The organism is Pseudacidovorax sp. 1753 (assembly GCF_040544975.1).
Taxonomy (GTDB): Bacteria; Pseudomonadota; Gammaproteobacteria; order Burkholderiales; family Burkholderiaceae_C; genus Xenophilus.
Genome location: NZ_JBEPKY010000016.1, coordinates 31,137 through 52,730, shown reverse-complemented (window position 1 = coordinate 52,730; position 21,594 = coordinate 31,137). Strand labels below are relative to the sequence as shown.

Genomic DNA, 21,594 nt, shown 5'->3' with positions numbered 1-21,594 from the left:
GCGGGAGCGCTCAGTCGGGCCTTTCGGCGCGTGCCCCGTCGCCCTGGCCCTCGTGCCGCACGCCCCAGGAATCGCGTGCCCGCCGGCGCTCCTCGCGCTCCCGGGCCATCTGCTCTTCGAACTGCTGGCGGCCTTCCTTGGCCACGGCAATGAGCTTCTTGCGGTCCTTGTAGTGCGGATAGCTGTCTTCCGCGATGCGCATGTTGCGCAGGCGGAACTGCATCGCCGCCTCACGGGCCTCGTGCGCGGGCCAGCCCAGCGTCTCCAGCACCGAGCGCGCACTGCGAAGCGACGACTCGAACAGCTCGCGTTCGGCCAGGGTGATGCCGCGATCGCGCAACTGGTAGTAGTGGCCCAGGTTGCGGGCGCGGGCGATGATCTCGGCCTGCGGAAAGTGCTCCCGCACCAGATCGACGATGGCCAGGCAGGTGGCCACCTCGTCCACTGCCACCACGATGGCGCGCGCATGGCCGGCCCCTGCGATGCGCAGCAGATCGAGTCGCGTCGCGTCGCCATAGAACACGCGGAAACCGAACTCCCGCAGGCCTTGCACCGTGTCGGGATCATGGTCCAGCACCGTCACCGGCATGCCCTGCGACAGCAGCACGCGGCCTACGATCTGGCCGTAGCGGCCGAAGCCGCAGATCAGCACCTGCGCTTCCTGCGGCTCGGAGATCTCCTCCACCTGCGCCCGGATCTGCGGGTCGGGAATGAGGCGATCGAAAAGCACCAGCAGCAGCGGCGACAGCAGCATCGACAGCGCCACCGCGCCGATCAGCAGCGACGAGGTCTCGGGCGCCAGCACCTGCGCGCCCACGGCCGCCTGGAAGACGACGAAGGCGAACTCGCCACCCTGCGCCAGCAGCAGCGTGAACACCGGCCGCTCGCGCGCCGGCAGCCCCATGGCGCGCGCCAGCCCCAGGATCACGCCGAACTTGAGCGCCATGAAGCCCACCACCAGCGCGGCCATCAGCAGCGGCTGGGCCAGCAGCACGCGGAAGTCGATGCTCATGCCCACGGCGATGAAGAACAGGCCAAGCAGCAGGCCCTTGAAAGGCTCGATGTCGGTCTCCAGCTCACGGCGGTATTCGCTCTCGGCCAGCAGCACGCCGGCCAGGAAGGCGCCCAGCGCCATCGACAGGCCCACGAACTGCATCAGCGCCGCGATGGCCACCACCAGCAGCAGCGAGGCCGCGGTGAAGATCTCGGGCGTGTTGCTGCGGGCGATCCAGCGCAGGATCGGCCGCAGCGCCAGCCGGCCGCCCAGCACGATGCCCCCCACCACGCCGATGATCTTGGCGGCTTCGAGCGCGCGGGCCGTGGCGTCCAGCGGCGCGTCGGCCGGTCCGCTGGCCAGCACCGGCAGCAAGGCCAGGATGGGAATGGCGGCGACGTCCTGGAACAGCAGGATCGAGAAACCCGCCTGGCCGCTGGCCGTCTTGAGCAGCTTGCGCTCGCCGAAGACCTGCAGCGCGATGGCCGTGGAGGAGAGCGCCAGCCCCAGCGCCGCCACCAGTGACACCCGCCAGGGCGCGCCGGCCGCGCAACCCACCGCGAAGAGCACCACGGCGCAGCCCAGCACCTGGGCGCTGCCCCAGCCGAAGATGGGCCGGCGCAGCAGCCAGAGCCGGCGCGGCTCCAGTTCCAGCCCCACCAGGAAAAGCATCAGCACCACGCCGAACTCGGCGAAGTGCAGCACCTCCTCGACGCTGGACACCAGCCCGAGGCCGGCCGGGCCGATGGCGATGCCGGCCACCAGGTAGCCGATGATGGCGCCCAGGCCGAGCGCGCGCGAAAGCGGCACGACCAGCACGGCGGCGCCGAGGTAGATCAGGCTGTTGGTCAGCCAGGCGGGTGCGTGTTCCATGCTCAGCGCACCCCCTGGGCCTGGGGTCGGTCGCCCGCAGGCACCAGGCATTCGGGGCAGTCCTCCAGCTCCGCCAGTTCGGGCCAGTCCGGATAGCTGCTCAGGCGCTGGGCGAAGACCTCCACATGCGCCGCGAGTTCGGGCTCGGGCACGCGCCGGGCATCGTGCAGCAGCAGCGGCGGCAGGAAGCGCATGCCGCACAGGGCCGCGGTCTGCTCGTAGGGCGGCAGGAAGGCGTCGAAGAAATAGCGGTTGTAGCCCGCGGGGTGGTAGCTGTCCTGTGCGCCGCCGGTGCTGGCCACCAGCCACATCGACTTGCCGCGCAGTGCATGGCCACCGGGGCCGTACGCCCAGCCGTAGCCCAGGACCTCGTCCAGCCACAGCTTCTGCAGGGGCGGCATGCTGTACCACTGGATCGGATGCATCAGCACCACCAGCTCGGCGGCGTCCAGTCGCCGCTGCTCGGTCGCCACATCGATGGCGTAGTCGGGGTAGGTGGCGTACAGGTCGTTGACCTGCACGTGTGGAAGACCCAGGGCGGCGTCGCGCAGGCGCCGGTTGGCCCGGGATTCCCGCCAGTGGGGATGCGCCGCCAGCACATAGACCGCGGCCGCGTCAAGCTCGCTGGAGAGGGCGCCGGATGTTGAGGTTGGAATGGTCGGCATGGCGGCGACCATAGCGCAAACGCGCGTCGGCCTGCCGGCATCGGCTGGGCCTACCATGCAGCTTGGTTCAACGCCAGGAGCGCTGCATGCCGGTGGTTCTCGTCGCCAATCCGAAGGGTGGGTCGGGCAAGTCGACGCTTGCGACCCACATCGCGGGCTATTTCGCGAGCCGGGGCCATCCGGTCATGCTGGGCGACGTGGATCGGCAGCAGTCCTCGCGGCTCTGGCTCTCGCTGCGGCCGGCGCAGGCCGTCGGCATCCGCGGCTGGGAGGCGCAGGGGCAGGGCAGCATCGTGCGTCCACCCGCGGGGACGACCCACGCCGTGCTGGACACGCCGGCCGGATTGCATGGCTGGCGTTTCAAGGAAGTGCTGGCGCTGGCAGACAAGGTGGTGGTGCCCGTGCAGCCCAGCCTGTTCGACATCTTCGCGACCCGCGATTTCCTCGACCGGCTGGCAGAGCGCCTGCCGGGCAAGAGGGCGCCGCGCATCGGCCTGGTGGGCATGCGGGTAGGGGCGCGCACGCTGGCCGCCGAACGGCTGCGCGAATTCGCCATGCAGATGAAGATGCCGCTGGTCACGGAACTGCGCGAGACGCAGAACTATGTGCAGCTCGCGGCCCACGGCCTGACCCTGTTCGACCTTTCGCCCACGCGCTACGAGCGCGACCTGGCGCAGTGGCAGCCGCTGATCCAGTGGCTGGACGATTGACAAAGAGTGAACGAACCCGACATGCCCGCTCGTCCTGCAAAAACACGCCCACTCTGCGGTGCAAATGCTCGCCATAGCCCGAGCTATGGCTGCGCTTTGCGCCTTGATTGGGAGCGTTTTGGCAGCCGCCGATCGGGCACGGCGGATTCATTCACACCTTGTGAGGGCCAGGCGCCAGCCGCTTGCGGGAAAGCACCGATCGCTCCTGTCCCGGCGCAGACAGCGGTGCCGGCGGGCCCGGGGCATCATCCGCCGCATGACCAAGCGCATCTTCCAGACCCTTGCCGACCTGAGCGCCTGCGTCGGCCAGGACATCGCCACCAGTGACTGGACCACCGTGACGCAGACCCAGGTCAACCAGTTCGCCGAGGCGACGGGCGACCACCAGTGGATCCACGTGGATGTGGAGCGCGCCAAGGCTGGGCCTTTCGGCGCGCCCATCGCCCACGGCTTTCTCACGCTGTCGCTGTTGCCGACCTTCTTCGACACCGCGGTCGAAGTGGTCGAAGCCCGCATGGGGGTCAACTATGGCTTGAATCGCGTGCGCTTCATGTCGCCGGTGCCGGTCGGCAGCCGGTTGCGCGCCCATATCAAGCTGCTGTCGAGCGAAGCCATCGAAGGCGGCGGCTACCAGATGGTCTGGCAGAGCACCATCGAGCTCGAAGGCACCGCGAAGCCCGCGTGTGTGGCCGAGTCGGTGGTGCGGCGCTACCCCTGAGACCCGGGCCAGGGCGCGCCGTGGCGGCTCACAGCGTGCCGACTTCGGCGCAGTTGGCGCAGCCCTCGCGCGCCGTGGCCCGGGCACCGGCCCGGACCATGGCCCGATCCGTGTTGCCGCGCACCTGGAGCACGCCGGTGCTGCCGTTGTTGGGCGCCGGCGCATTGCGCGCGTCGGCCTGCACCTGTGCCCGGGACAGCATGGACTGGAAGGGGGCCGGCGGGTTGGGCGACATCTCGCCATCCACGGCATGGGCAGCGCCCGCGGTGAACAGGGTGGCGAGGGCGACGGCGGTGAACTTGCGGATCATGGGAGACTTCCTTGATTAGAGGTGAAGGGATGGCGCCTGGCCGCCATGAGGCTGTACAGGGGCCTGATCCAGATACGCCCGCGCCCTTTGCCTGGATTCACGTGTAGCCAACGGATACACATCCCTGGAGCCGCCCCGGCTCAACCTGCCGTGGCGAACCCGTTCTGTCGCCAGGCTTCGAACACCGTCACGGCCACCGCGTTCGACAGGTTGAGGCTGCGCTGGCCCGGCCGCATCGGCAGCTTCAACTGCTGCGGCGGGGCGAAGCGCTCCCGCAGTTCGGGCGCCAGTCCGCGGGTCTCGGCCCCGAACACCAGCCAGTCGCCGGGCTGGAAGGCGACGTCGTGCACCATGCGCGTGCCGCGCGTCGTTAGGGCGAACAGGCGCTCGGGCGCCGGCGCGTGCCGGTCGACCAGCGCCTGCCAACTGGCATGGCGCTCGACGCGGGCGAACTCGTGGTAGTCGAGGCCGGCTCGCCGCAGCAGTCGGTCCTCCATCGAGAAACCGAGCGGCTCCACCAGATGAAGCTCGCAGCCGGTGTTGGCCGCGAGACGGATCACGTTGCCGGTATTGGGCGGGATCTCGGGCTCGACGAGAACGATGCGGAACATGGGACGGTCGACCAGGCAGGGAGGGGCGGCGAGCTTAACCGCCGCTGGATGGCCCCGTGCGACGCGGCGATGGTGCATCCGTCACGCGTCGCCGGGGGCGGGCGTGCGCGCGAGCACCAGGGCCGTCACCTGCGCCGCGCCGGCCTGCCGAAGCACCCGGGCGGCGGCACTCAGTGAGGCGCCGGTGGTCATCACATCGTCGACCAGCAGCACGGCGCGGCCCCGCAGGCCGTGAGCGCGCGCGGGCTCCACCGCGAAGGCCCCCCGCAGGTTGCGCAGCCGGTCGGCCCGGCTCAGGCCCGACTGCGGCGGTGTGTGGACCGGCCGCAGCAGCACGTGGGCATTGCAGCGGCCCGGCGCCAGCCGGCGTGCCAGTTCCAGGGATTGGTTGAAGCCGCGCTCGCGCAGCCGTTCCTGCGACAGCGGCATCGGCAGCACGAGGTCGGCGGCGTCGATCAGGTCCGCCGCCCGTGGGTGGCGGCGCAGCACGGCCGCCAGCGGCGCCGCCCAGCCGGCTTCGCCCGCGAACTTGAAGCGCGAGACGCAGGCGCTCCAGGGCCAGTCGTAGTCGCAGGCGGCGACGCATTCGTCCAGGGGCGGCGGATCGCGCAGGCAGGCACCGCAGACGGGCTGGCCCGGCGGCACCGCCAGTGCGCAGTGCCGGCATCGCGGGACGGGGACGGCGAACTGGTCCAGACAGGCGCGGCAGAGCACCTCGTCCGGCCAGGCCCGGCAGAGCGCGCATTGGCTGGGAAGCAGGTCGAGCAGGGCGCTGAACAGTCGGGCAGCCGGGAGGCGAAGCCGGGTCGGCGCAGAGGTCGGCATCGGCTCAATATACTGGCGCGCCCCTCGCCGACCCCGCCCGCCGCCGTGACGATTCGCACGCGGCGCGCCTCTTCATCGACATGTCTTCTTCTTCCGCATCCCGGCCGCCCACCATCGACCCGGTGGCCGCCCGCCGCTGGGCGCGGCAGGCGCCCGGCGATGCGGCGCCCTGGCTCCACGAGGAAGTGGGCCGGCGGATGGAAGAGCGCCTGCAGTGGATCAAGGCCACGCCGCGGCACTGGGCCGACTGGTCGCCGCTTCGAGGTGGCCTGGAGGTGCATGAGCGGGTGGCGCAGCGCTATCCCCAGGCGGCTGCCTATGTGCAGGAGCCGGAGCCGGCCCTGCACGCCCTCACGGCGGCCGCCTTTGCCGCACCCTGGTGGAGCGCGAAGCGCTGGCGGGGCGGCCGGCCGCAAGTCTTCGGCGCCTTGCCTGAAGGGGGCGTCGACCTGCTGTGGGCCAACATGGGGTTGCACATGGCGCCGGACCCCGAGGTCCTGATCGCCGAATGGCACCGCCGCGTGGCGACCGACGGTTTCCTGATGTTCTCCGGCCTCGGCCCCGACACACTGATGGAACTGCGTTCCGCCTATCGGGCTCGCGGCTGGCCGGAGCCAGCCCATGCCTTCACCGACATGCACGACTGGGGCGACATGCTCGTGCATGCCGGCTTTGCCGAGCCGGTCATGGACATGGAGCGCATCGTGCTGACCTGGGGCACGCCCGAGGCGGCGCTGGCCGAATTGCGCACGCTGGGCCGCAACCTGCATCGGGATCGCTTCCCGGCCCTGCGCGGGCGGCGCTGGCGCGCGCAGATGCTCGACCTGCTGGCCGGCCTGGCGTCCGACGAGCACGGCGGACGCATCGCCCTGACCTTCGAGATCATCTATGGCCATGCCTTCAAGCCGGTTTCGCGGGTGGCGGTCGCCCCGGAAAGCGCCATCGGCCTGAATGACATGCGTCAAATGTTGCGACGCGGCCGCGACGGCGCCTAACCGCTCAGGCGACGCTCGCGAAGGGGCTTCGGGGCAGGGCTTGCCCCGACTGCCGAAACAGGGTGCCACGCTACAATTCTTGAGTGCTTGCGGCCCTGGGACTGGCCCTCGGCTGCAGCGGCACCCCCTCGAAAGAGCCCCTCCCGCCCGTGCCGAATCCCGTGTTTCGCTTCGCCACTGTTTCGGGCCAGAGCATCCACTGGTTCCTGCGGCGCAATTGCTCGATCACGCCCAGCCAGCTCGGGTGGGCCTATGCGTCGTTGTGCGTGGTGTCTCTCGGGATCGCCGGTGTCTTCTGGCTGCAGGGCGCCAAGCTCGTGTTGCCATTCGCCTGGCTGGAACTGGCGGCGGTGGGATTGGCGTTCATGTTCTATGCCCGGCATGCGACGGACGGCGAGCGCATAGCGCTGCAGGACGGTCGGCTCGTGATCGAGCACGAGCATGGCGGCAGCGTCGAGCGGGCTGAATTTCTTCGGCACCAGGTGCGCGTGGAGCCCCAGGCGAGCGACCGCTCGCTGATCGAGGTGTCGGCGCAGGGGCGTTCGGTCTGCGTGGGACGCTATGTGCGTCCCGAGCTTCGGGCCGCACTGGCACGGGAGATCCGCAGCGCGTTGCGCGAAGCCTAGCTTCGCGCGGCGCTGGTGGATGGTGGAGACGGTGGATTGTTTGAAGGTCTGAAAAAAGTGAACACGATGAAGAGCATTTGGACCGTGCCGGCAAGATGGATGCTGGCGGCTGGCGTGGCGTTCAGTGGCGCCGCGCATGCAGTCGAGGATCTGCCGGGCGGCCCGATGGTGCGCCAGCTCAACCTTCCGGTGGGGGCGACGCGCATCTCGGAGGAGCAGCACTTCCTGCACAACGTGCTGTTGCTGCTGTGCTTCGTGATCTTCGTCGGTGTCTTCTCGGTGATGTTCTATTCCATCTGGAAGCATCGGAAGTCCGTGGGCCACAAGGCCGCCAACTTCCATGAGTCCGTGGTGGTCGAGGTGGTCTGGACCATCGTCCCCTTCATCATCGTGATCCTGATGGCCCTGCCTGCCACCAAGATCCTGGTGGCGCAGAAAGACACCACCAACGCCGACCTCACGATCAAGGTGACCGGCTACCAGTGGAAGTGGGGCTACGACTACCTCAAGGGCGAAGGGGAAGGCCTGTCCTTCATCTCCACGCTCGACAGCTCGCACCGTGCCCTGTCCGACGCTGGTGCCAAGGGCGATGTGCCCAACGACTACCTGCTCAAGGTCGACAACCCGCTGGTGGTGCCCGAGAAGCAGAAGATCCGCATCATCACCACGGCCAACGACGTGATCCACGCGTTCGCCGTGCCGCAGTTCGGCATCAAGCAGGACGCGATTCCCGGCTTCGTGCGCGACACCTGGTTCCGCGCCGAGCGAACTGGCGATTTCTATGGTCAATGCCAGGAATTGTGTGGAAAGGAGCATGCGTACATGCCGATCCACGTCAAGGTCCTGTCCGCTGCCGATTACACCGCGTGGGTCGACACCAAGAAGAAGGAAGCCGCCGCCAAGCAGGACGACCCCAACAAGGTCTGGACGCTGCCCGACATCCTGGCCCGCGGCGAACGCGTGTATGCCGCCAACTGCGCGGCCTGCCACCAGGCCAACGGCAAGGGCGCCGGCCCCATCAAGCCGCTCGACGGGTCCGCCGTGGTGCTCGACGCCGACCACACGAAGCAGATCCATGTGCTGCTCAACGGCCAGAACAACGGCGCCATGCCGTCGTGGAAGCAACTGTCCGATACCGATATCGCGGCAGTCGTCTCCTACACCAAGAACAGCTGGTCCAACAAGACAGGCCAGCTCGTGCAGCCGGCCGAGGTGCTGGCACAGCGCGGCAAGTGATGCCGGCGCCATTGCAGTCCCTCCGAGAGTCAGCCAAGGAATAACGACATGAGCGCAGTCCTCGACCCGCATGGCCACGCCGCCCACGGTGGCGATGTGCACGACGAACACCACGACCACCCGCACGGCTGGCGCCGCTGGATGTTCGCCACCAACCACAAGGACATCGGCACGCTGTACCTGCTGTTCTCCTTCACCATGCTGATGATCGGCGGCATCCTGGCGCTGCTCATCCGCGCCGAGTTGTTCCAGCCCGGCCTGCAGTTGGTGAATCCCGAGCTGTTCAATCAGTTCACCACCATGCACGGCATCATCATGGTGTTCGGCGCGATCATGCCGGCCTTCGTGGGCTTCGCGAACTGGATGATCCCGCTGCAGATCGGCGCCAGCGACATGGCCTTTGCGCGGATGAACAACTTCAGCTTCTGGCTGATGATTCCCGCCGCCCTCATGCTCGTGGGCTCCTTCTTCCTGCCGGGCGGCGCACCGGCAGCGGGCTGGACGCTCTATGCACCGCTCACGCTGCAGATGGGCCCCTCCATGGATGCCGGCATCTTCGCGATGCACATCCTGGGTGCCTCGTCGATCATGGGCTCGATCAACATCATCGTGACCATCCTCAACATGCGTGCCCCCGGCATGACGCTGATGAAGATGCCGATGTTCTGCTGGACCTGGCTGATCACCGCCTACCTGCTGATCGCCGTCATGCCCGTGCTGGCCGGCGCCATCACCATGACGCTGACCGACCGGCACTTCGGCACGCACTTCTTCAACCCCGCCGGCGGTGGCGACCCGGTGATGTACCAGCACATCTTCTGGTTCTTCGGTCACCCCGAGGTCTACATCATGATCCTGCCGGCCTTCGGCATCATCAGCCAGATCGTGCCGGCCTTCGCGCGCAAGAAGCTCTTCGGCTATGCCTCGATGGTGTACGCCACCAGCTCGATCGCCATCCTGTCCTTCATCGTGTGGGCCCACCACATGTTCACCACCGGCATGCCGGTGACGGGCCAGCTGTTCTTCATGTACGCGACCATGTTGATCGCGGTGCCGACGGCCGTGAAGATCTTCAACTGGATCGCGACCATGTGGCAGGGCTCGATGACCTTCGAGACGCCGATGCTCTTCGCCGTGGGCTTCATCTTCGTGTTCACCATGGGCGGCTTCACCGGCCTGATCCTGGCCGTGGCGCCCATCGACATCCAGCTGCAGGACACCTATTACGTGGTGGCGCACTTCCACTACGTGCTGGTGGCCGGCTCGCTCTACGCCATGTTCGCTGGCGTGTACTACTGGCTGCCCAAGTGGACCGGCGTGATGTACGACGAGGCGCGGGGCAAGCTGCACTTCTGGTGGTCGCTGATCTCGTTCAACGTCACCTTCTTCCCGATGCACTTCCTGGGTCTTGCGGGGATGCCGCGTCGCTATGCGGACTATCCGATGCAGTTCGCCGACTTCAACGCCATCGCCTCGGTCGGTGCCTTTGCCTTCGGCCTGGCGCAGGTGTACTTCTTCCTCTTCGTCGTGCTGCCCGCCATGCGAGGCAAGGGCGAGCCTGCGCCCCAGAAGCCCTGGGAAGGCGCCGAAGGCCTGGAGTGGGAAGTGCCGTCGCCAGCGCCATTCCATACCTTCGAGAACCCGCCCCGCCTGGACGCCACCGCGACCAAGGTGATCGGCTGAGGCTGAACACGTGTCCCCACCTGCCATGACGCCCGACCAGAAGAAGAACAACCGCCGCATGGGCCTGACGTTGGCCTCCATCGCGGTGCTGTTCTTCATCGGCTTCATCATCCGGATGGCCTGGCTGGGCCACTGAGGATCTTCCATGGCCCTGCACTTTGCCCGGCGCCTGCGCCGCGAGAACCTCCAGATGGTGGGCAAGCTCGCGATCGTGGTGGCGGGCATGTTCGCCTTCGGCTATGCGCTGGTGCCGCTGTACCGTGCCATCTGCGAGGTCACGGGCATCAATGTGCTGGCCCGGTCCGAACTCGACGTGCCGGGTGGCGCCAAGGGCGGCTCGGCGGTCAAGGTTCCGGCCAATACGCAGGTGGACCTGTCACGCACCATCACGGTGGAGTTCGATGCCAATGCACACGGGCTGTGGGACTTCGCGCCCGCCCAGCGCTCGATGCAGGTCCATCCCGGCGAACTGCATACGGTGATGTACGAGTTCCAGAACGTCCAGAACCGCCGCATGGCTGCACAGGCCGTGCCCAGCTATGCGCCGCAGCAGGCCGCGCCGTACTTCAACAAGCTGGAATGCTTCTGCTTCAACCAGTACACGCTGGACGCCGGTGAGAAGAAGCAGTGGCCCGTGGCCTTCGTGATCGATCCGCGCATCTCCAAGGACGTGAAGACGATCACCCTGTCGTACACCTTCTTCGAGGTCGGCGGCCGTACGCCGCCCGCGCCCACGGCGGCGGCCGGCAACGGGGAGCCGCGCTCGTGACCGCGCCGGAAGATGGCCGCCCGGTGCCCAAGCCGTCGCTGTGGCGCACCATCAAGGCAGTGGCCTGGGGCTTCTTCGGCGTGCGCAAGCACAGCGAGTACCAGGAAGACATTTCGCGCCTGTCACCGCTGCACATCGTGGCGGTGGGCTTCGTCGCGGTGCTGGTGCTCATCGCAGTGCTGCTTGCGCTGGTGAAGTTCGCCGTTTCGACCTGAGCCGACATCCGTTCCCCTGCAACCCACAAGACAGAGATCAAGCCTGAGGAGCAACATGAGTTCGACCACCCACGGCACCGCGCCTTACTACTTCGTGCCGGGCCCATCGCGTCATCCGCTGATGGCCGCCATCGGCCTGTTCTTCGTCATCCTCGGGGCCGGGCAGTGGATCAATGACCATGCATGGGGCGCCTATTCGCTCGCCTTCGGCCTGATCTGGTGGTGGGTGGTGCTCTTCCAGTGGTTCCGTGAAGCGGTGGGAGAAAGCGAGGCCGGTAAGTACAGCGCCAAGATCGACCTCTCGTACCGCTGGAGCATGAGCTGGTTCATCTTCTCGGAGGTGATGTTCTTCGGTGCCTTCTTTACCGCCCTGTGGTGGACCCGCACCCACTCGCTGCCGGCGCTGGGCAGCCTGGACAACGCGCTGCTGTGGCCCGACTTCAGGGCCGTGTGGCCCAGCGTGCAGGCCGGTGCCACTGGCTCGCCCGCCGGCATCGTCGAGCCCTTCCAGACCGTGGGACCCTTCTGGCTGCCCACCATCAACACGGCGCTGCTGCTGTCCTCGGGCGTGACACTCACCATCGCCCACCATGCGCTGCGCGCCGGCCACCGTGCCCAGACCATCCGCTTCATGTGGATCACGGTGCTGCTGGGCGTGATTTTCCTCGGTGTGCAGGGCTACGAGTACTACCACCTCTACACCGAACTCAACCTCAAGCTGAGTTCGGGCGCCTACGGCTCTACCTTCTTCATGCTCACCGGCTTTCACGGCCTGCACGTGTTCGTCGGCATGCTGATGCTGCTGTTCATCACGCTGCGCTTGATGAAGGGCCACTTCACGCCGGAGCGCCACTTCGGCTTCGAGGGCGCGGCCTGGTACTGGCACTTCGTGGACGTGGTCTGGCTTGGCCTGTACGTGCTCGTCTATTGGCTTTGACCGACAAGGCTGCCGAAGGGGCCTCGCTATGATCGAGGTCCAGAAAGCACAAAAGCGCCGCAAGGCGCTTTTTTGTTGTCGTCCGCTGAGGACTCAGCGTCCGGCCGGCAAGCCCGTCGGCTGGATGTAGCCGAGCTTCCAGGCGAGCAGCAGGCACAGGAACAAAACCACCGACAACCCGATCCGAACGGTCAGCGCGCGAGCCATGCCACCCGGCCTGGACTTGCCGTCGCGTCCGCCGGTGAGCATGTGGTACAGCGCCCATGCCAGGCTGCCCAGGATGCCCATGAAGCCCAGGGCCACGAGATATTTCATGAGTTCGATTATGTGCGGCCCTGGCCGCGTTCATTGCCATGCGTGACCGGATGCGGGTTTCCTCTTCCTCGTCGCGCGCGCACCCTGCCGTGCGTTTCTGGATCATCACCCTGGCGGCCCTGCTGGTCGCGGCCACAGCGGTCGCCTTGGGCCGCTGGCAGCTTTCCCGTGCCGCGCAGAAGGAGGCTCTGCAGGCCAGCATCGAGACGCAGCAGGCGTATCCCGCCTTGGCAATGGAAGACTTCCTCGCGGTGGAGCAGCCCACCACCGAGCTCCATCGCAAGGTGCGGTTGCGCGGGCTCTGGCTGCCGACGCAGACGGTCTTCCTCGACAACCGCCAGATGCACGGGCAGCCCGGCTTCTACGTGCTCACGCCCCTCGCCCTGGAGGGCACCACGCAGACGCTGATGGTCCAGCGCGGCTGGGTCCCGCGCAATTTTTCGGACCGCACGCAACTGCCGCCGATCGACACACCCGCCGGCCTGGTGGACATCGAGGCCCGCATCGAACTGCCGCCCGCCAAGCTGCTGCAGTTGGGTGCCGATCCGCCGGCCCAGCCCGCGTCCGCCGCGCAGCCCGGAACCGAAAAGCCCGCAGACGTGGCCCACGCCCGCATCCGGCAGAATCTGGACCTGGAGACTTTCCGCAACGAGACCGGGCTGCCGCTGCGCACCGATTTTTCGCTGCAGCAGGTCGGCCCCGCCTCCGAAGGCCTGCTGCGCGAGTGGCCGGCACCGGCGCTGGGCATCGAAAAGCACTACGGCTACGCCTTCCAGTGGTTCGGGCTCGCCGCCCTGGTGGTCATCCTCTATGTCTGGTTCCAACTCATCGCGCCCCGCCGTCGCCGCTCTCGCTGACGAGCCCCTGGGCCTGACCGTCCATTCCATGCCTTCGCCGGGCGAGGCGTTGGGCGTGGGCGCCGACGCCGGCCGACAGCGCAAGCGGGGCCGTTGGCAGATGACGCTGGTTCTGCTGTGCTGCGCGGCACCGGTGATCGCCTCCTACTTCACCTATTACGTGATCCGGCCGCAGAGCCGCAGCGTATTCGGCGAGCTGATCGATCCGCAGCGGCCGCTTCCGCCGATCGACGTCCGCACGGCCGATGGCACCCCGCAGCCGCTCGCCCAGCTCAAGGGCCAGTGGCTGTTGGTGGCGGTGGCCGGCGGCGCGTGCAACGAACTGTGCGAGCAGCAGCTCTACCTGCAGCGCCAGTTGCGGGAGACGCTTGGCCGTGAGAAGGACCGCGTGGATCGGGTCTGGCTGGTGTCTGACGATGCACCCATTCCCCAGCGGCTGAAGGCGGCGCTCGACGGTGCGACGGTGCTGCGCGTGCCCGCAGACACGTTGGGGGGGTGGCTGGCGCCGGCCTCAGGCGCATCGTTGGGCGAGCACCTGTACGTGGTGGACCCGATGGGCAACTGGATGATGCGCTTTCCCGCCCGCATGGACCTCAAGGGCGCGGCCAAGGCCAAGCGCGATCTCGACCGCCTGCTGCGCGCGTCGAGTTCGTGGGACCAGCCGGGGCGGTGATCGACGTGCAGACGCAGGCCCTCTATGACTTCGAACCCGTTGCGCTGCTTCTGCTGGGCGGTGCGCTGCTGGCGCTCGGCCCGGTGCTGTGGGTGTGGCGACGCAACGCCGGCGCGGGCGCGGCGCGCCGCCTGCATGCGCTCACGGTGCTGACGCTCTTCCTCACCTTCGACCTCACGCTGTTCGGCGCCTTCACGCGCCTCACCGATTCCGGTTTGGGCTGCCCCGACTGGCCGGGTTGCTACGGCAATGCCAGCCCCCTGGGCGCGCGCCACGAGATCGCCATGGCGCAGTCGGCCCAGCCGACGGGCCCCGTCACGCATGCCAAGGCCTGGATCGAGATGGTCCACCGCTACCTGGCCACGGGCGTCGGGGCACTCATTGTCACGTTGGCACTGGCGACTTGGTGGGCGCGGCGGCAGCAGCGGCTTCACCAGGGCGGTGAGCCGCAGGTCCTCAGTCCCCTGTGGCCCGCGGCCACGCTGGTGTGGGTGTGCCTGCAGGGCGCGTTCGGTGCCTTCACCGTCACCTGGAAGCTGTTCCCGGCCATCGTCACGCTGCATCTGATGGGCGCCGTCGTGCTGCTGATGCTGCTGTGCATCCAGGCCGTGCGCTACCAGCAGGCGGCTGCGGCCCGGCGGCCGGCCGCCGTCACTTCGTCGTTGCGCGGATGGCTGTGGCTGGGCATGGGCCTGCTGGTCGTGCAGATCGCACTCGGCGGCTGGGTCAGCACCAACTATGCGGTCCTCGCCTGCACCGAGTTCCCGAAGTGCCAGGGCAGCTGGTGGCCCACCATGAATTTCGCCCAGGGCTTCCAGCCCTGGCGCCACCTCGGCATGGATACCGCCGGGGCGCCCATCGAATTCGCCTCGCTCACGGCCATCCACTACACACACCGACTGATGGCTTACGCGGTCTTTGCCGTTCTCATCGTGCTCTTCCTCAAGCTCCGTCATGTTCCCGCATTGCGTACCCAGGCCCGCTGGCTCGGGGGCCTTGCTCTGCTGCAACTGGCCACCGGTCTCGGCAACGTGCTGCTGGGCTGGCCGCTGGCTGCGGCCGTGCTGCACACGGGCGGTGCCGCCGCGCTGGCCACGGTGATGACCTGGGCGCTGTGCGAGAGCCGAGTGCAACGGGGCGGCCTGCCGCAGGCACCGACGCGGCGTCCGGCCTTCGGTCCGCAGGAGGCTCGACCGTGAGCGCGCCAGCCCATCCCGCCCAGATGCCGGCCACCAGCGTGTGGCGGCAGTTCTACGCGCTCACCAAGCCGCGCGTGGTGCAGCTGATCGTGTTCTGCGCCCTCATCGGCATGGTGCTGGCCGTGCCCGAGGTGCCTACGCTGGCAGAGCTGCTGCGCATGGCCGAGGCCTGCCTTGGCATCTGGCTGGTCGCCGGTGCGGCCGCAGCCTTCAACTGCCTGGTCGAGAAGGGCATCGACGCCCGCATGAAGCGCACGGCCTGGCGGCCGACCGCCCGTGGTGAACTCTCCGACCGACAGGCGCTTCTGTTCTCTGCAGCGCTCTGTGCGCTCGGCTCGGCCATCCTGTGGTTCGCGGTCAACCCGCTGACGATGTGGCTCACCTTCGCCACCTTCGTGGGCTATGCCGTGGTCTACACCGTGGTGCTCAAGCCGCTCACGCCGCAGAACATCGTGATCGGCGGTGCCTCCGGCGCGATGCCGCCGGTGTTGGGCTGGGCCGCCATGACGGGCAGCGTCGACCCGGAGGCGCTGATCCTGTTCCTCATCATCTTCCTGTGGACGCCGCCGCACTTCTGGGCGCTGGCGCTTTACCGGGTGGAGGACTACCGCCGCGCCGGCCTGCCGATGCTGCCGGTGACGCACGGCAACGAATACACGCGGCTGCAGATCCTGCTCTACACGCTGATCCTGTTCGCGGCCTGCCTGATGCCGTTCATCTATCGCATGAGCGGCTGGCTCTACCTGCTGGCCGCCATTGCCGTGAGCGTGGGCTTCTGCGGCTATGCCTACGCCTTGTGGCGCCGCTATTCCGACCAACTGGCGCGCAAGACCTTCCGCTTCTCGCTCATCCATCTGAGCGTGCTGTTCGCAGCATTGCTGGTGGACCACTACGTCCTATGACCGACCGACTGCCTTCGCCTTCCTCGACGCTCGCGCATACGTTGCCGGGCCGGCGCCGCGCGCTGCAACTGCTGGGCGCCGGCTGCGCTGCCGTGGCGCTGGGTGCCTGCACCGATCCCAAGCCCAGCTTCCAGGCCGTGGACATAACCGGTGCCGACTATGCCAAGGACTTCCGCCTGACCGACATGAACGGCCGCGAGCGCACCATGGCGGACTTCAAGGGCAAGGCGGTGGTGCTCTTCTTCGGCTACGCACAGTGCCCCGACGTGTGCCCCACCACCATGAGCGAGATGCTCCAGGTGCGGGAGAAGCTGGGTGCCGATGGCCAGCGCGTGCAGGTGCTGTTCGTCACTGTCGATCCGGAGCGCGACACGGCCGAGGTGATGAAGGCCTACATGACCGCCTTCGACCCCAGCTTCCTGGCGCTGATCCCCACGACGGAGCAACTGCCCGCGCTGGCCAAGGACTTCAAGGTCTACTACAAGAAGGTGGAGGGCAAGACGCCCACCAGCTATTCGATGGACCATTCGGCCGCGAGCTTCGTCTACGACCCGCAAGGCCGGCTGCGTCTGTACGCCCGCTACGGCCTGGGCACCGACGCGATGGCCTCGGACCTCAAGACGCTGCTGGCGTCGAGCTGAGCCAGACCGTTGACGGGTGCGCCATCCGCGCGCAAGGTGGGCTGGAGGGCGAACGCCCAATGAAAAACCCGGCCTCGGCCGGGTTTCATTGGTAGCGCGCGGCGAAGCTCAGGCGTATTCGGCCAGCGCCTTCTTCATCTTCTTCATCGCCGCCGACTCGATCTGGCGGATGCGCTCGGCCGACACGCCGTAATCGGCGGCCAACTCGTGCAGCGTCATGCCGCCGGAACCGTCGTCATTCACCTTGAGCCAGCGCTCTTCCACGATGCGGCGGCTGCGCGGGTCCAGCGTCTCCAGCGCGGTCGCAATGCCGTCGGTGGACAGGCGATCGCGCTGACGCGACTCGAGCTGCGCCGTCGGCTCTTGCGTTGCGTCGGCCAGATAGGCGATGGGGCCGAAGGCCTCGTCGTCGCCGTCCGAAGGCGTCGGGTCCAGCATCACGTCACCACCCGACAGGCGGGTTTCCATCTCCACGACTTCTTCGCGCTTGACGTTCAGGTGCTCGGCCACCAGGCCGATCTCCTCGCTGTTGAGGGTTTCCCGATGCGTGTCGGCATCAACCGCCTCGGCCTTGAAACCCTGCTTGAGCGACCGCAGGTTGAAGAACAGCTTGCGCTGGGCCTTGGTGGTCGCCACCTTGACCATGCGCCAGTTCTTGAGGATGTACTCGTGGATTTCAGCCTTGATCCAGTGGATGGCGTAGCTCACCAGCCGAACGCCCTGGTCTGGGTCGAAGCGGCGCACGGCCTTCATCAGGCCGATGTTGCCCTCCTGGATCAGGTCGCCGTGCGGCAGGCCATAGCCCAGGTACTGGCGGGAAATCGAGATCACCAGGCGCAGGTGCGACAGGATCAGCGCACCGGCGGCTTGCAGATCGCCTTCGTCGCGCAGACGGCGTGCGAAGTTGCGCTCTTCTTCCTGGGAGAGCAGGGGCAGGCGATTGGCCGCCGAGATGTAGGCGTCCAGGTTGCCCAGCGGGGGCACCATCGCCCACGGGTTGGCAACGGCCAGTGACTGCGAAGACACAGCAGACAGGTTGGACATCAGGGTTACTCCTTGCTTGAGGATATTAGCACTCGGGGGGTTTGAGTGCTAACGCCCGGGTGAGTTCCCATCATTCCCGCATAGTCGATAGTTTTTATTGGTAGGACGTGGACGCCGCCGAGACGCCGGCGCGTCCTGCGCTCGGGCTGAACCCACCTTGGTGGAGTCCATGAGCTCCGCTTCGCCCGAAGGAGAGCACCGACTGGCTGGGTTAGAGCTTGGCTGGTGGCGCTGCGTTCCCGCCGGGGCGGAACGCAGCGCCTTTCCGGCTCAACCCAGCAGGTTGTGGAGCAGGCCCGACACGGCGCCCACGGGGCTGTTCGCCGCACCCGTGGCCGTACCGCTGGACACGGGCTCGGTGGTGCTCGCGACGGTGCCGACCAGGCTGCCCAGCAGCCCGCCGACCGCGCCGTCACCGGAAAGCAGGCCCCCTGCAGAGCCGGCGAGCCCGCCACCCAGCAGCCCGCTGTCTCCGGCGACGGTATCGAGCACGCCAGTCAGCGCGCCGTTGTCGCCCAGAACGCTGTCCAACAGGTCATTGGCGCCGTTGGCCCCGCTCAGCGCACCACCGACCGGCCCGTTCCCACCCAGGACGCTGTCCAGCAGATCCCCGCCCGTGACGTTGCCCAGCACGCCGTCGGCGCCTGCAACGGTATCCAGCAGGCCACCGACGATGCCGTCTTCGCCGAGCAGGCCGCCGACGGCGTCGTCGCCCGTCAGGTTGCCGCTGGCGATGCCGCCCAGCAGGCCATCGTCACCCAGCACACTCCCCACCAGATCGCCCCCCAGGAGTTCGCCGCCGGTCACGCCGCCCAGCAGGCCGCCGTCGCCGGCCACGGTGTCGAGCAGACCGCCCGCGATGCCGGTGTCGCCAGCGATGCCGCCGAGCAGGTCACCGCCGGTGAGCCCACCCAGCAGACCGTCCTGGCCCAGCACGCCGCCGAGCAAGTCACCTCCCAGCAGGTCACCCCCAGTGACGCCACCCAGCAGGCCGTCGCTGCCGAGCACGCCGCCCAGCAGGTCGCCGCCCAACGCACCGTCGGTGATGTTCGCCACGCCGTCGGTCACGTAGTCCACCTGCTGCGTCACGCCGGAGAGGACGTCGTGCACGATGTTCGAGCCCAGCAGCCCTTCGCTCAGCGGCGAGACCAGGCCGTCCACCGCGCCGGTGGCCGTGCCCACTACGTCATCCACGGGGTCCAGCACGTTCGGGTCGTTGGCCGTGAAGCTGTCGCCCAGCAGCGGCGACAGCGCACCGCTGACCGTGCCGCCGACGTTGTCCACCAGACCCGTGACCGGTGCCAGCGTGTCCGACAGGCCCAGCTCGCCCACCAGGGGCAGGCTGTCCAGGCTGGCGACGGTGTCGGAGACCACGCCCACCGCGGGGTCCAGCAGCTGGTTGCCCGTGCCACCGTCGCCCCCGCCGGTCAGGCCGCCAAGGAGGCCTCCCAGCAGGCCATCGTCACCCAGCACGCCACCGAGCAGATCGCCGCCCAGCAAGTCACCACCAGTGAGGCCACTCAGCAGGCCGTCTTCACCGAGAACGCCGCCGAGCAGGTCTCCGCCGAGGAGCTCGCCTCCCAGCAGGCCGCCCACGACGCCGTTCTCGCCGACCAGTCCGCCCACCAGGCCGTCCTCGGTCAGCAGACCGCCGACCAGGCCGTCGTCGCCCAGCACGCCACCCAGCAGCCCCTGGTCGCCCAGCACGGCATCCAGCGGGCCGCCGAGCGTGCCCCCCACCAAGCCGCCGATCAGACCGTCCTCGCCCAGCAGCGTGTCGGTCAGCCCGTCGACGATGCCGCCGTTGCCGACCACGCCACCGAGCAGGCCGTTGTCGGCCACCAGGCCGCCGACCAGGCCATCCTCGGCCAGCAGCCCGCCCACCAGGCCGTTCTCGGTCAGCAGCCCGCCGACGAGGCCGTCGTCGCCGAGCACGCCGCCCAGCAGGTTGCCGACGACGCCGTCCTCGGCGAGCAGGCCGTCCACCACGCCGTCCAGGCCGGTGGCGCCGAGCACGCCGCCCAGGGGGCCGTCGCTGCTCACGAGGTTGTCCAGCAGGTTGACGACGGCATCGGTGACGTAGTCGACCTGGGTGTCGAGGGAGCCGAGCACGGCGCCCGTGGTGCCGCTGCCCAGGAGGTCGTCCACGACAGGGGTGAGCACGGTGCCCAGGCCGTCGGTGACGCTGTCGACGCTCTGGTCGACGGGGTCGAGGGCGTTGGGGTCGTTGGCGGTGAATTCGGAGCCGACCAGGGGCGAGAGGGTGTTGTCCAGCACGGTGGTCACGTTGTCGACGACGCTGACCACGGGGTTGAGCGAGTCGCCCAGGCCCAGGGCATCGGAGACGCCCCCGACGACGGTGCCGCCGAGGCTGTCGGTGGGATCGAGCAGGGCATCGGCGTCTGCGTCTGCGTCTGCGTCTGCGTCTGCGTCTGCGTCTGCGTCTGCGTCTGCATCTGCGTCCGCATCGGCATCGGCATCGGCATCGGCATCGGCATCGGCATCGGCGTCAGCGTCAGCGTCGGCATCCGCATCCGCATCCGCGTCAGCATCGGCATCGGCATCGGCATCGGCATCGGCATCGGCGTCGGCATCGGCATCGGCATCGGCATCGGCATCGGCATCGGCATCGGCATCGGCATCGGCATCGGCATCGGCATCGGCATCGGCGTCGGCGTCGGCGTCGGCATCCGCATCGGCGTCGGCGTCGGCATCGGCATCGGCATCGGCATCGGCATCGGCATCGGCATCGGCATCGGCATCGGCATCGGCATCGGCATCGGCATCCGCGTCGGCATCAGCATCAGCATCAGCGTCAGCGTCAGCGTCGCCGTCATCAGGCGGGGTCGTGGGCGGGTTGGTGCCGCCAGGTTGTGTGAGGAAGACGGGGAAGGCCGTGCCGTTGTCGTCGCCGCCGCCGGCCAGTGCGCCCAGGACCAGTCCACCGCCCAGGGCGGCCAGGGCGAACTCGCCGAGTCCGAGGCCGCCGGCCATCGGGGGCGCGCCCTTCTTCACGGCCAGCGCGGCGGAGTCGACGCCCGAGTCGACCTGCAGGTCGCCCGAGGCAAGCCCCACATCGAGCTGGGAACCGCCGCCTTCGAGCGCGCGGGTGGTCACGGTGGCGTCCGTGCCACCGACGAAGGTGCCGCTGATCGGCTGGGTGTTCGGCCCCGTCGGGTTGAACACCACGCCTGCCTGGCCGTCCTGCGGCACCAGGACCCGGTCACCCGCCTGTAGCAATTGGTTGGCCTGCGCCGGGATGTCCACGCCATCGCGCACCACCATCACGCCGGGCGAAACGCTGGTCAGCGTTCCAATTCCGCCGGCGGCATTGGCGCTGCCACCCCCCATCGGAATTGGCGTGGCCATGACGCCCGCAGATGAGGCTTGCGCCATGAGTACAGGGGCCATGCCGGAATTGCCGGCCGTATCGGTCGTCGTCGTTGCCATCGCTCTTGCTCCACGCGTCTGGTTGAAAGATGCGGATGCAGGGGGCAAGACGTGTGCCGCAGCGAAAGCGGCCACGGGCACGCACAAAAGTGTGGATTTTTTGGCGTTTTGAGGGGGATGCCGGGGTCCTTGCCCAGGATGTTCCGGCGGGCGTTACGTAACGGCTGCGGTAACGAAGCGGTGACGTGCCGGGTGTCTAAGGGGCGCCATGAGGCTGCGCGAAACGTCGAAATTCAATTCGGAAGAAATAGACCGAACCGTGGAAAAACAATTCTTTTGCGTACGGGTTGCTGGCCAATCCGGAATTGAAATTCGAGGCCAGGGGCCAATCGGAATCGGCACGGCC

The 21,594-nt window shown here is 68.1% G+C and carries 24 protein-coding genes; 16 read left to right on the top strand and 8 right to left on the bottom strand.

Going from position 1 to position 21,594, the window contains the following annotated elements; genetic code table 11:
- Positions 1 to 10 precede the first annotated feature (10 nt).
- Positions 11 to 1,867 carry a glutathione-regulated potassium-efflux system protein KefC gene (kefC, locus tag ABIC63_RS19995; RefSeq protein ID WP_354321075.1) on the bottom strand — a complete coding sequence of 619 codons (1,857 nt, stop codon included), beginning with the start codon at positions 1,865 to 1,867 and terminating at the stop codon, positions 11 to 13.
- Between the two features lie 2 nt (positions 1,868 to 1,869).
- Positions 1,870 to 2,532 carry a glutathione-regulated potassium-efflux system oxidoreductase KefF gene (kefF, locus tag ABIC63_RS19990; protein WP_354321074.1) on the bottom strand — a complete coding sequence of 221 codons (663 nt, stop codon included), beginning with the start codon at positions 2,530 to 2,532 and terminating at the stop codon, positions 1,870 to 1,872.
- Between the two features lie 86 nt (positions 2,533 to 2,618).
- Here kefF and ABIC63_RS19985 point away from each other — a divergent pair, with 86 nt between their 5' ends.
- Both ABIC63_RS19985 and ABIC63_RS19980 read left to right on the top strand, forming a co-directional pair.
- Positions 2,619 to 3,242 carry a nucleotide-binding protein gene (locus tag ABIC63_RS19985; RefSeq protein WP_294369956.1) on the top strand — a complete coding sequence of 208 codons (624 nt, stop codon included), beginning with the start codon at positions 2,619 to 2,621 and terminating at the stop codon, positions 3,240 to 3,242.
- 256 nt (positions 3,243 to 3,498) lie between these two features.
- On the top strand, positions 3,499 to 3,960 hold the full coding sequence (locus ABIC63_RS19980) for a MaoC family dehydratase (protein WP_354321073.1): 462 nt from the start codon (positions 3,499 to 3,501) through the stop codon (positions 3,958 to 3,960).
- 28 nt (positions 3,961 to 3,988) lie between these two features.
- Here ABIC63_RS19980 and ABIC63_RS19975 read toward each other — a convergent pair whose 3' ends face one another.
- The 3 genes from ABIC63_RS19975 to ABIC63_RS19965 all read right to left on the bottom strand — a co-directional run bounded on the left by ABIC63_RS19975 (position 3,989) and on the right by ABIC63_RS19965 (position 5,706).
- Positions 3,989 to 4,270 carry a DUF4148 domain-containing protein gene (locus ABIC63_RS19975; protein ID WP_354321072.1) on the bottom strand — a complete coding sequence of 94 codons (282 nt, stop codon included), beginning with the start codon at positions 4,268 to 4,270 and terminating at the stop codon, positions 3,989 to 3,991.
- Positions 4,271 to 4,410: 140 nt separating this feature from the next.
- Complete coding sequence (locus tag ABIC63_RS19970) at positions 4,411 to 4,881, bottom strand: tRNA (cytidine(34)-2'-O)-methyltransferase (protein WP_354321071.1); 471 nt, start codon at positions 4,879 to 4,881, stop codon at positions 4,411 to 4,413.
- Between the two features lie 81 nt (positions 4,882 to 4,962).
- Complete coding sequence (locus ABIC63_RS19965; RefSeq protein ID WP_354321070.1) at positions 4,963 to 5,706, bottom strand: ComF family protein; 744 nt, start codon at positions 5,704 to 5,706, stop codon at positions 4,963 to 4,965.
- A gap of 80 nt (positions 5,707 to 5,786) precedes the next feature.
- Here ABIC63_RS19965 and ABIC63_RS19960 point away from each other — a divergent pair, with 80 nt between their 5' ends.
- From ABIC63_RS19960 to ABIC63_RS19925, 8 genes are all read left to right on the top strand, one after another.
- Positions 5,787 to 6,701, top strand: coding sequence for a class I SAM-dependent methyltransferase (locus ABIC63_RS19960; RefSeq protein WP_294369945.1), 915 nt, complete (start codon positions 5,787 to 5,789; stop codon positions 6,699 to 6,701).
- Between the two features lie 149 nt (positions 6,702 to 6,850).
- Complete coding sequence (locus tag ABIC63_RS19955; protein WP_043112312.1) at positions 6,851 to 7,327, top strand: DUF2244 domain-containing protein; 477 nt, start codon at positions 6,851 to 6,853, stop codon at positions 7,325 to 7,327.
- Positions 7,328 to 7,393: 66 nt separating this feature from the next.
- The gene (coxB, locus tag ABIC63_RS19950) at positions 7,394 to 8,563 is read left to right on the top strand and encodes a cytochrome c oxidase subunit II (protein WP_294369939.1); all 1,170 of its coding nucleotides are present in this window, start codon (positions 7,394 to 7,396) and stop codon (positions 8,561 to 8,563) included.
- Positions 8,564 to 8,611: 48 nt separating this feature from the next.
- The gene (gene ctaD / locus ABIC63_RS19945) at positions 8,612 to 10,246 is read left to right on the top strand and encodes a cytochrome c oxidase subunit I (protein ID WP_234197992.1); all 1,635 of its coding nucleotides are present in this window, start codon (positions 8,612 to 8,614) and stop codon (positions 10,244 to 10,246) included.
- 25 nt (positions 10,247 to 10,271) lie between these two features.
- Positions 10,272 to 10,382, top strand: coding sequence for a cytochrome oxidase small assembly protein (locus ABIC63_RS19940; RefSeq protein ID WP_294370368.1), 111 nt, complete (start codon positions 10,272 to 10,274; stop codon positions 10,380 to 10,382).
- A gap of 9 nt (positions 10,383 to 10,391) precedes the next feature.
- A complete protein-coding gene (locus tag ABIC63_RS19935) occupies positions 10,392 to 11,015 on the top strand; it encodes a cytochrome c oxidase assembly protein (protein WP_294369934.1) in 624 nt (207 codons plus the stop codon).
- Positions 11,012 to 11,230 (top strand): DUF2970 domain-containing protein, encoded by a 219-nt coding sequence (locus tag ABIC63_RS19930; RefSeq protein ID WP_017761736.1) that lies wholly within the window; start codon positions 11,012 to 11,014, stop codon positions 11,228 to 11,230. Before ABIC63_RS19935 ends, ABIC63_RS19930 begins: the two co-directional genes overlap by 4 nt.
- 55 nt (positions 11,231 to 11,285) lie before the next feature.
- A complete protein-coding gene (locus ABIC63_RS19925; RefSeq protein WP_017761735.1) occupies positions 11,286 to 12,167 on the top strand; it encodes a cytochrome c oxidase subunit 3 in 882 nt (293 codons plus the stop codon).
- A 93-nt stretch (positions 12,168 to 12,260) separates the two neighbouring features.
- Here ABIC63_RS19925 and ABIC63_RS19920 read toward each other — a convergent pair whose 3' ends face one another.
- A complete protein-coding gene (locus tag ABIC63_RS19920) occupies positions 12,261 to 12,482 on the bottom strand; it encodes a twin transmembrane helix small protein (RefSeq protein WP_294369930.1) in 222 nt (73 codons plus the stop codon).
- 50 nt (positions 12,483 to 12,532) lie between these two features.
- Between ABIC63_RS19920 and ABIC63_RS19915 the strand changes: the two genes are divergently transcribed.
- Genes ABIC63_RS19915 through ABIC63_RS19895 form a run of 5 tightly spaced genes read left to right on the top strand, consistent with a single transcriptional unit; the run spans position 12,533 to position 16,754 of the window.
- Positions 12,533 to 13,339, top strand: a complete 807-nt coding sequence (locus tag ABIC63_RS19915) for an SURF1 family protein (protein ID WP_017761733.1) — start codon at positions 12,533 to 12,535, stop codon at positions 13,337 to 13,339.
- Positions 13,293 to 14,012 carry a redox-active disulfide-containing membrane protein gene (locus tag ABIC63_RS19910; protein WP_354321069.1) on the top strand — a complete coding sequence of 240 codons (720 nt, stop codon included), beginning with the start codon at positions 13,293 to 13,295 and terminating at the stop codon, positions 14,010 to 14,012. Before ABIC63_RS19915 ends, ABIC63_RS19910 begins: the two co-directional genes overlap by 47 nt.
- A gap of 5 nt (positions 14,013 to 14,017) precedes the next feature.
- On the top strand, positions 14,018 to 15,211 hold the full coding sequence (locus ABIC63_RS19905; protein ID WP_476346087.1) for a COX15/CtaA family protein: 1,194 nt from the start codon (positions 14,018 to 14,020) through the stop codon (positions 15,209 to 15,211).
- 23 nt (positions 15,212 to 15,234) lie between these two features.
- Positions 15,235 to 16,113, top strand: coding sequence for a heme o synthase (gene cyoE / locus ABIC63_RS19900; RefSeq protein ID WP_043112320.1), 879 nt, complete (start codon positions 15,235 to 15,237; stop codon positions 16,111 to 16,113).
- Positions 16,110 to 16,754, top strand: a complete 645-nt coding sequence (locus tag ABIC63_RS19895; RefSeq protein WP_354321068.1) for an SCO family protein — start codon at positions 16,110 to 16,112, stop codon at positions 16,752 to 16,754. The genes cyoE and ABIC63_RS19895 overlap by 4 nt, the downstream gene beginning before the upstream one ends.
- Before the next feature lie 108 nt (positions 16,755 to 16,862).
- Here the strand turns inward: ABIC63_RS19895 and rpoH are convergent, their stop codons facing one another.
- A complete protein-coding gene (rpoH, locus tag ABIC63_RS19890) occupies positions 16,863 to 17,798 on the bottom strand; it encodes an RNA polymerase sigma factor RpoH (protein ID WP_017761728.1) in 936 nt (311 codons plus the stop codon).
- A gap of 270 nt (positions 17,799 to 18,068) precedes the next feature.
- Positions 18,069 to 21,167: a hypothetical protein gene (locus ABIC63_RS19885; protein ID WP_354321067.1), complete on the bottom strand. Its 3,099-nt coding sequence runs from the start codon at positions 21,165 to 21,167 to the stop codon at positions 18,069 to 18,071.
- Positions 21,168 to 21,192: 25 nt separating this feature from the next.
- Between ABIC63_RS19885 and ABIC63_RS19880 the strand changes: the two genes are divergently transcribed.
- Positions 21,193 to 21,360, top strand: coding sequence for a hypothetical protein (locus ABIC63_RS19880; protein ID WP_354321066.1), 168 nt, complete (start codon positions 21,193 to 21,195; stop codon positions 21,358 to 21,360).
- Positions 21,361 to 21,594: the final 234 nt, after the last annotated feature.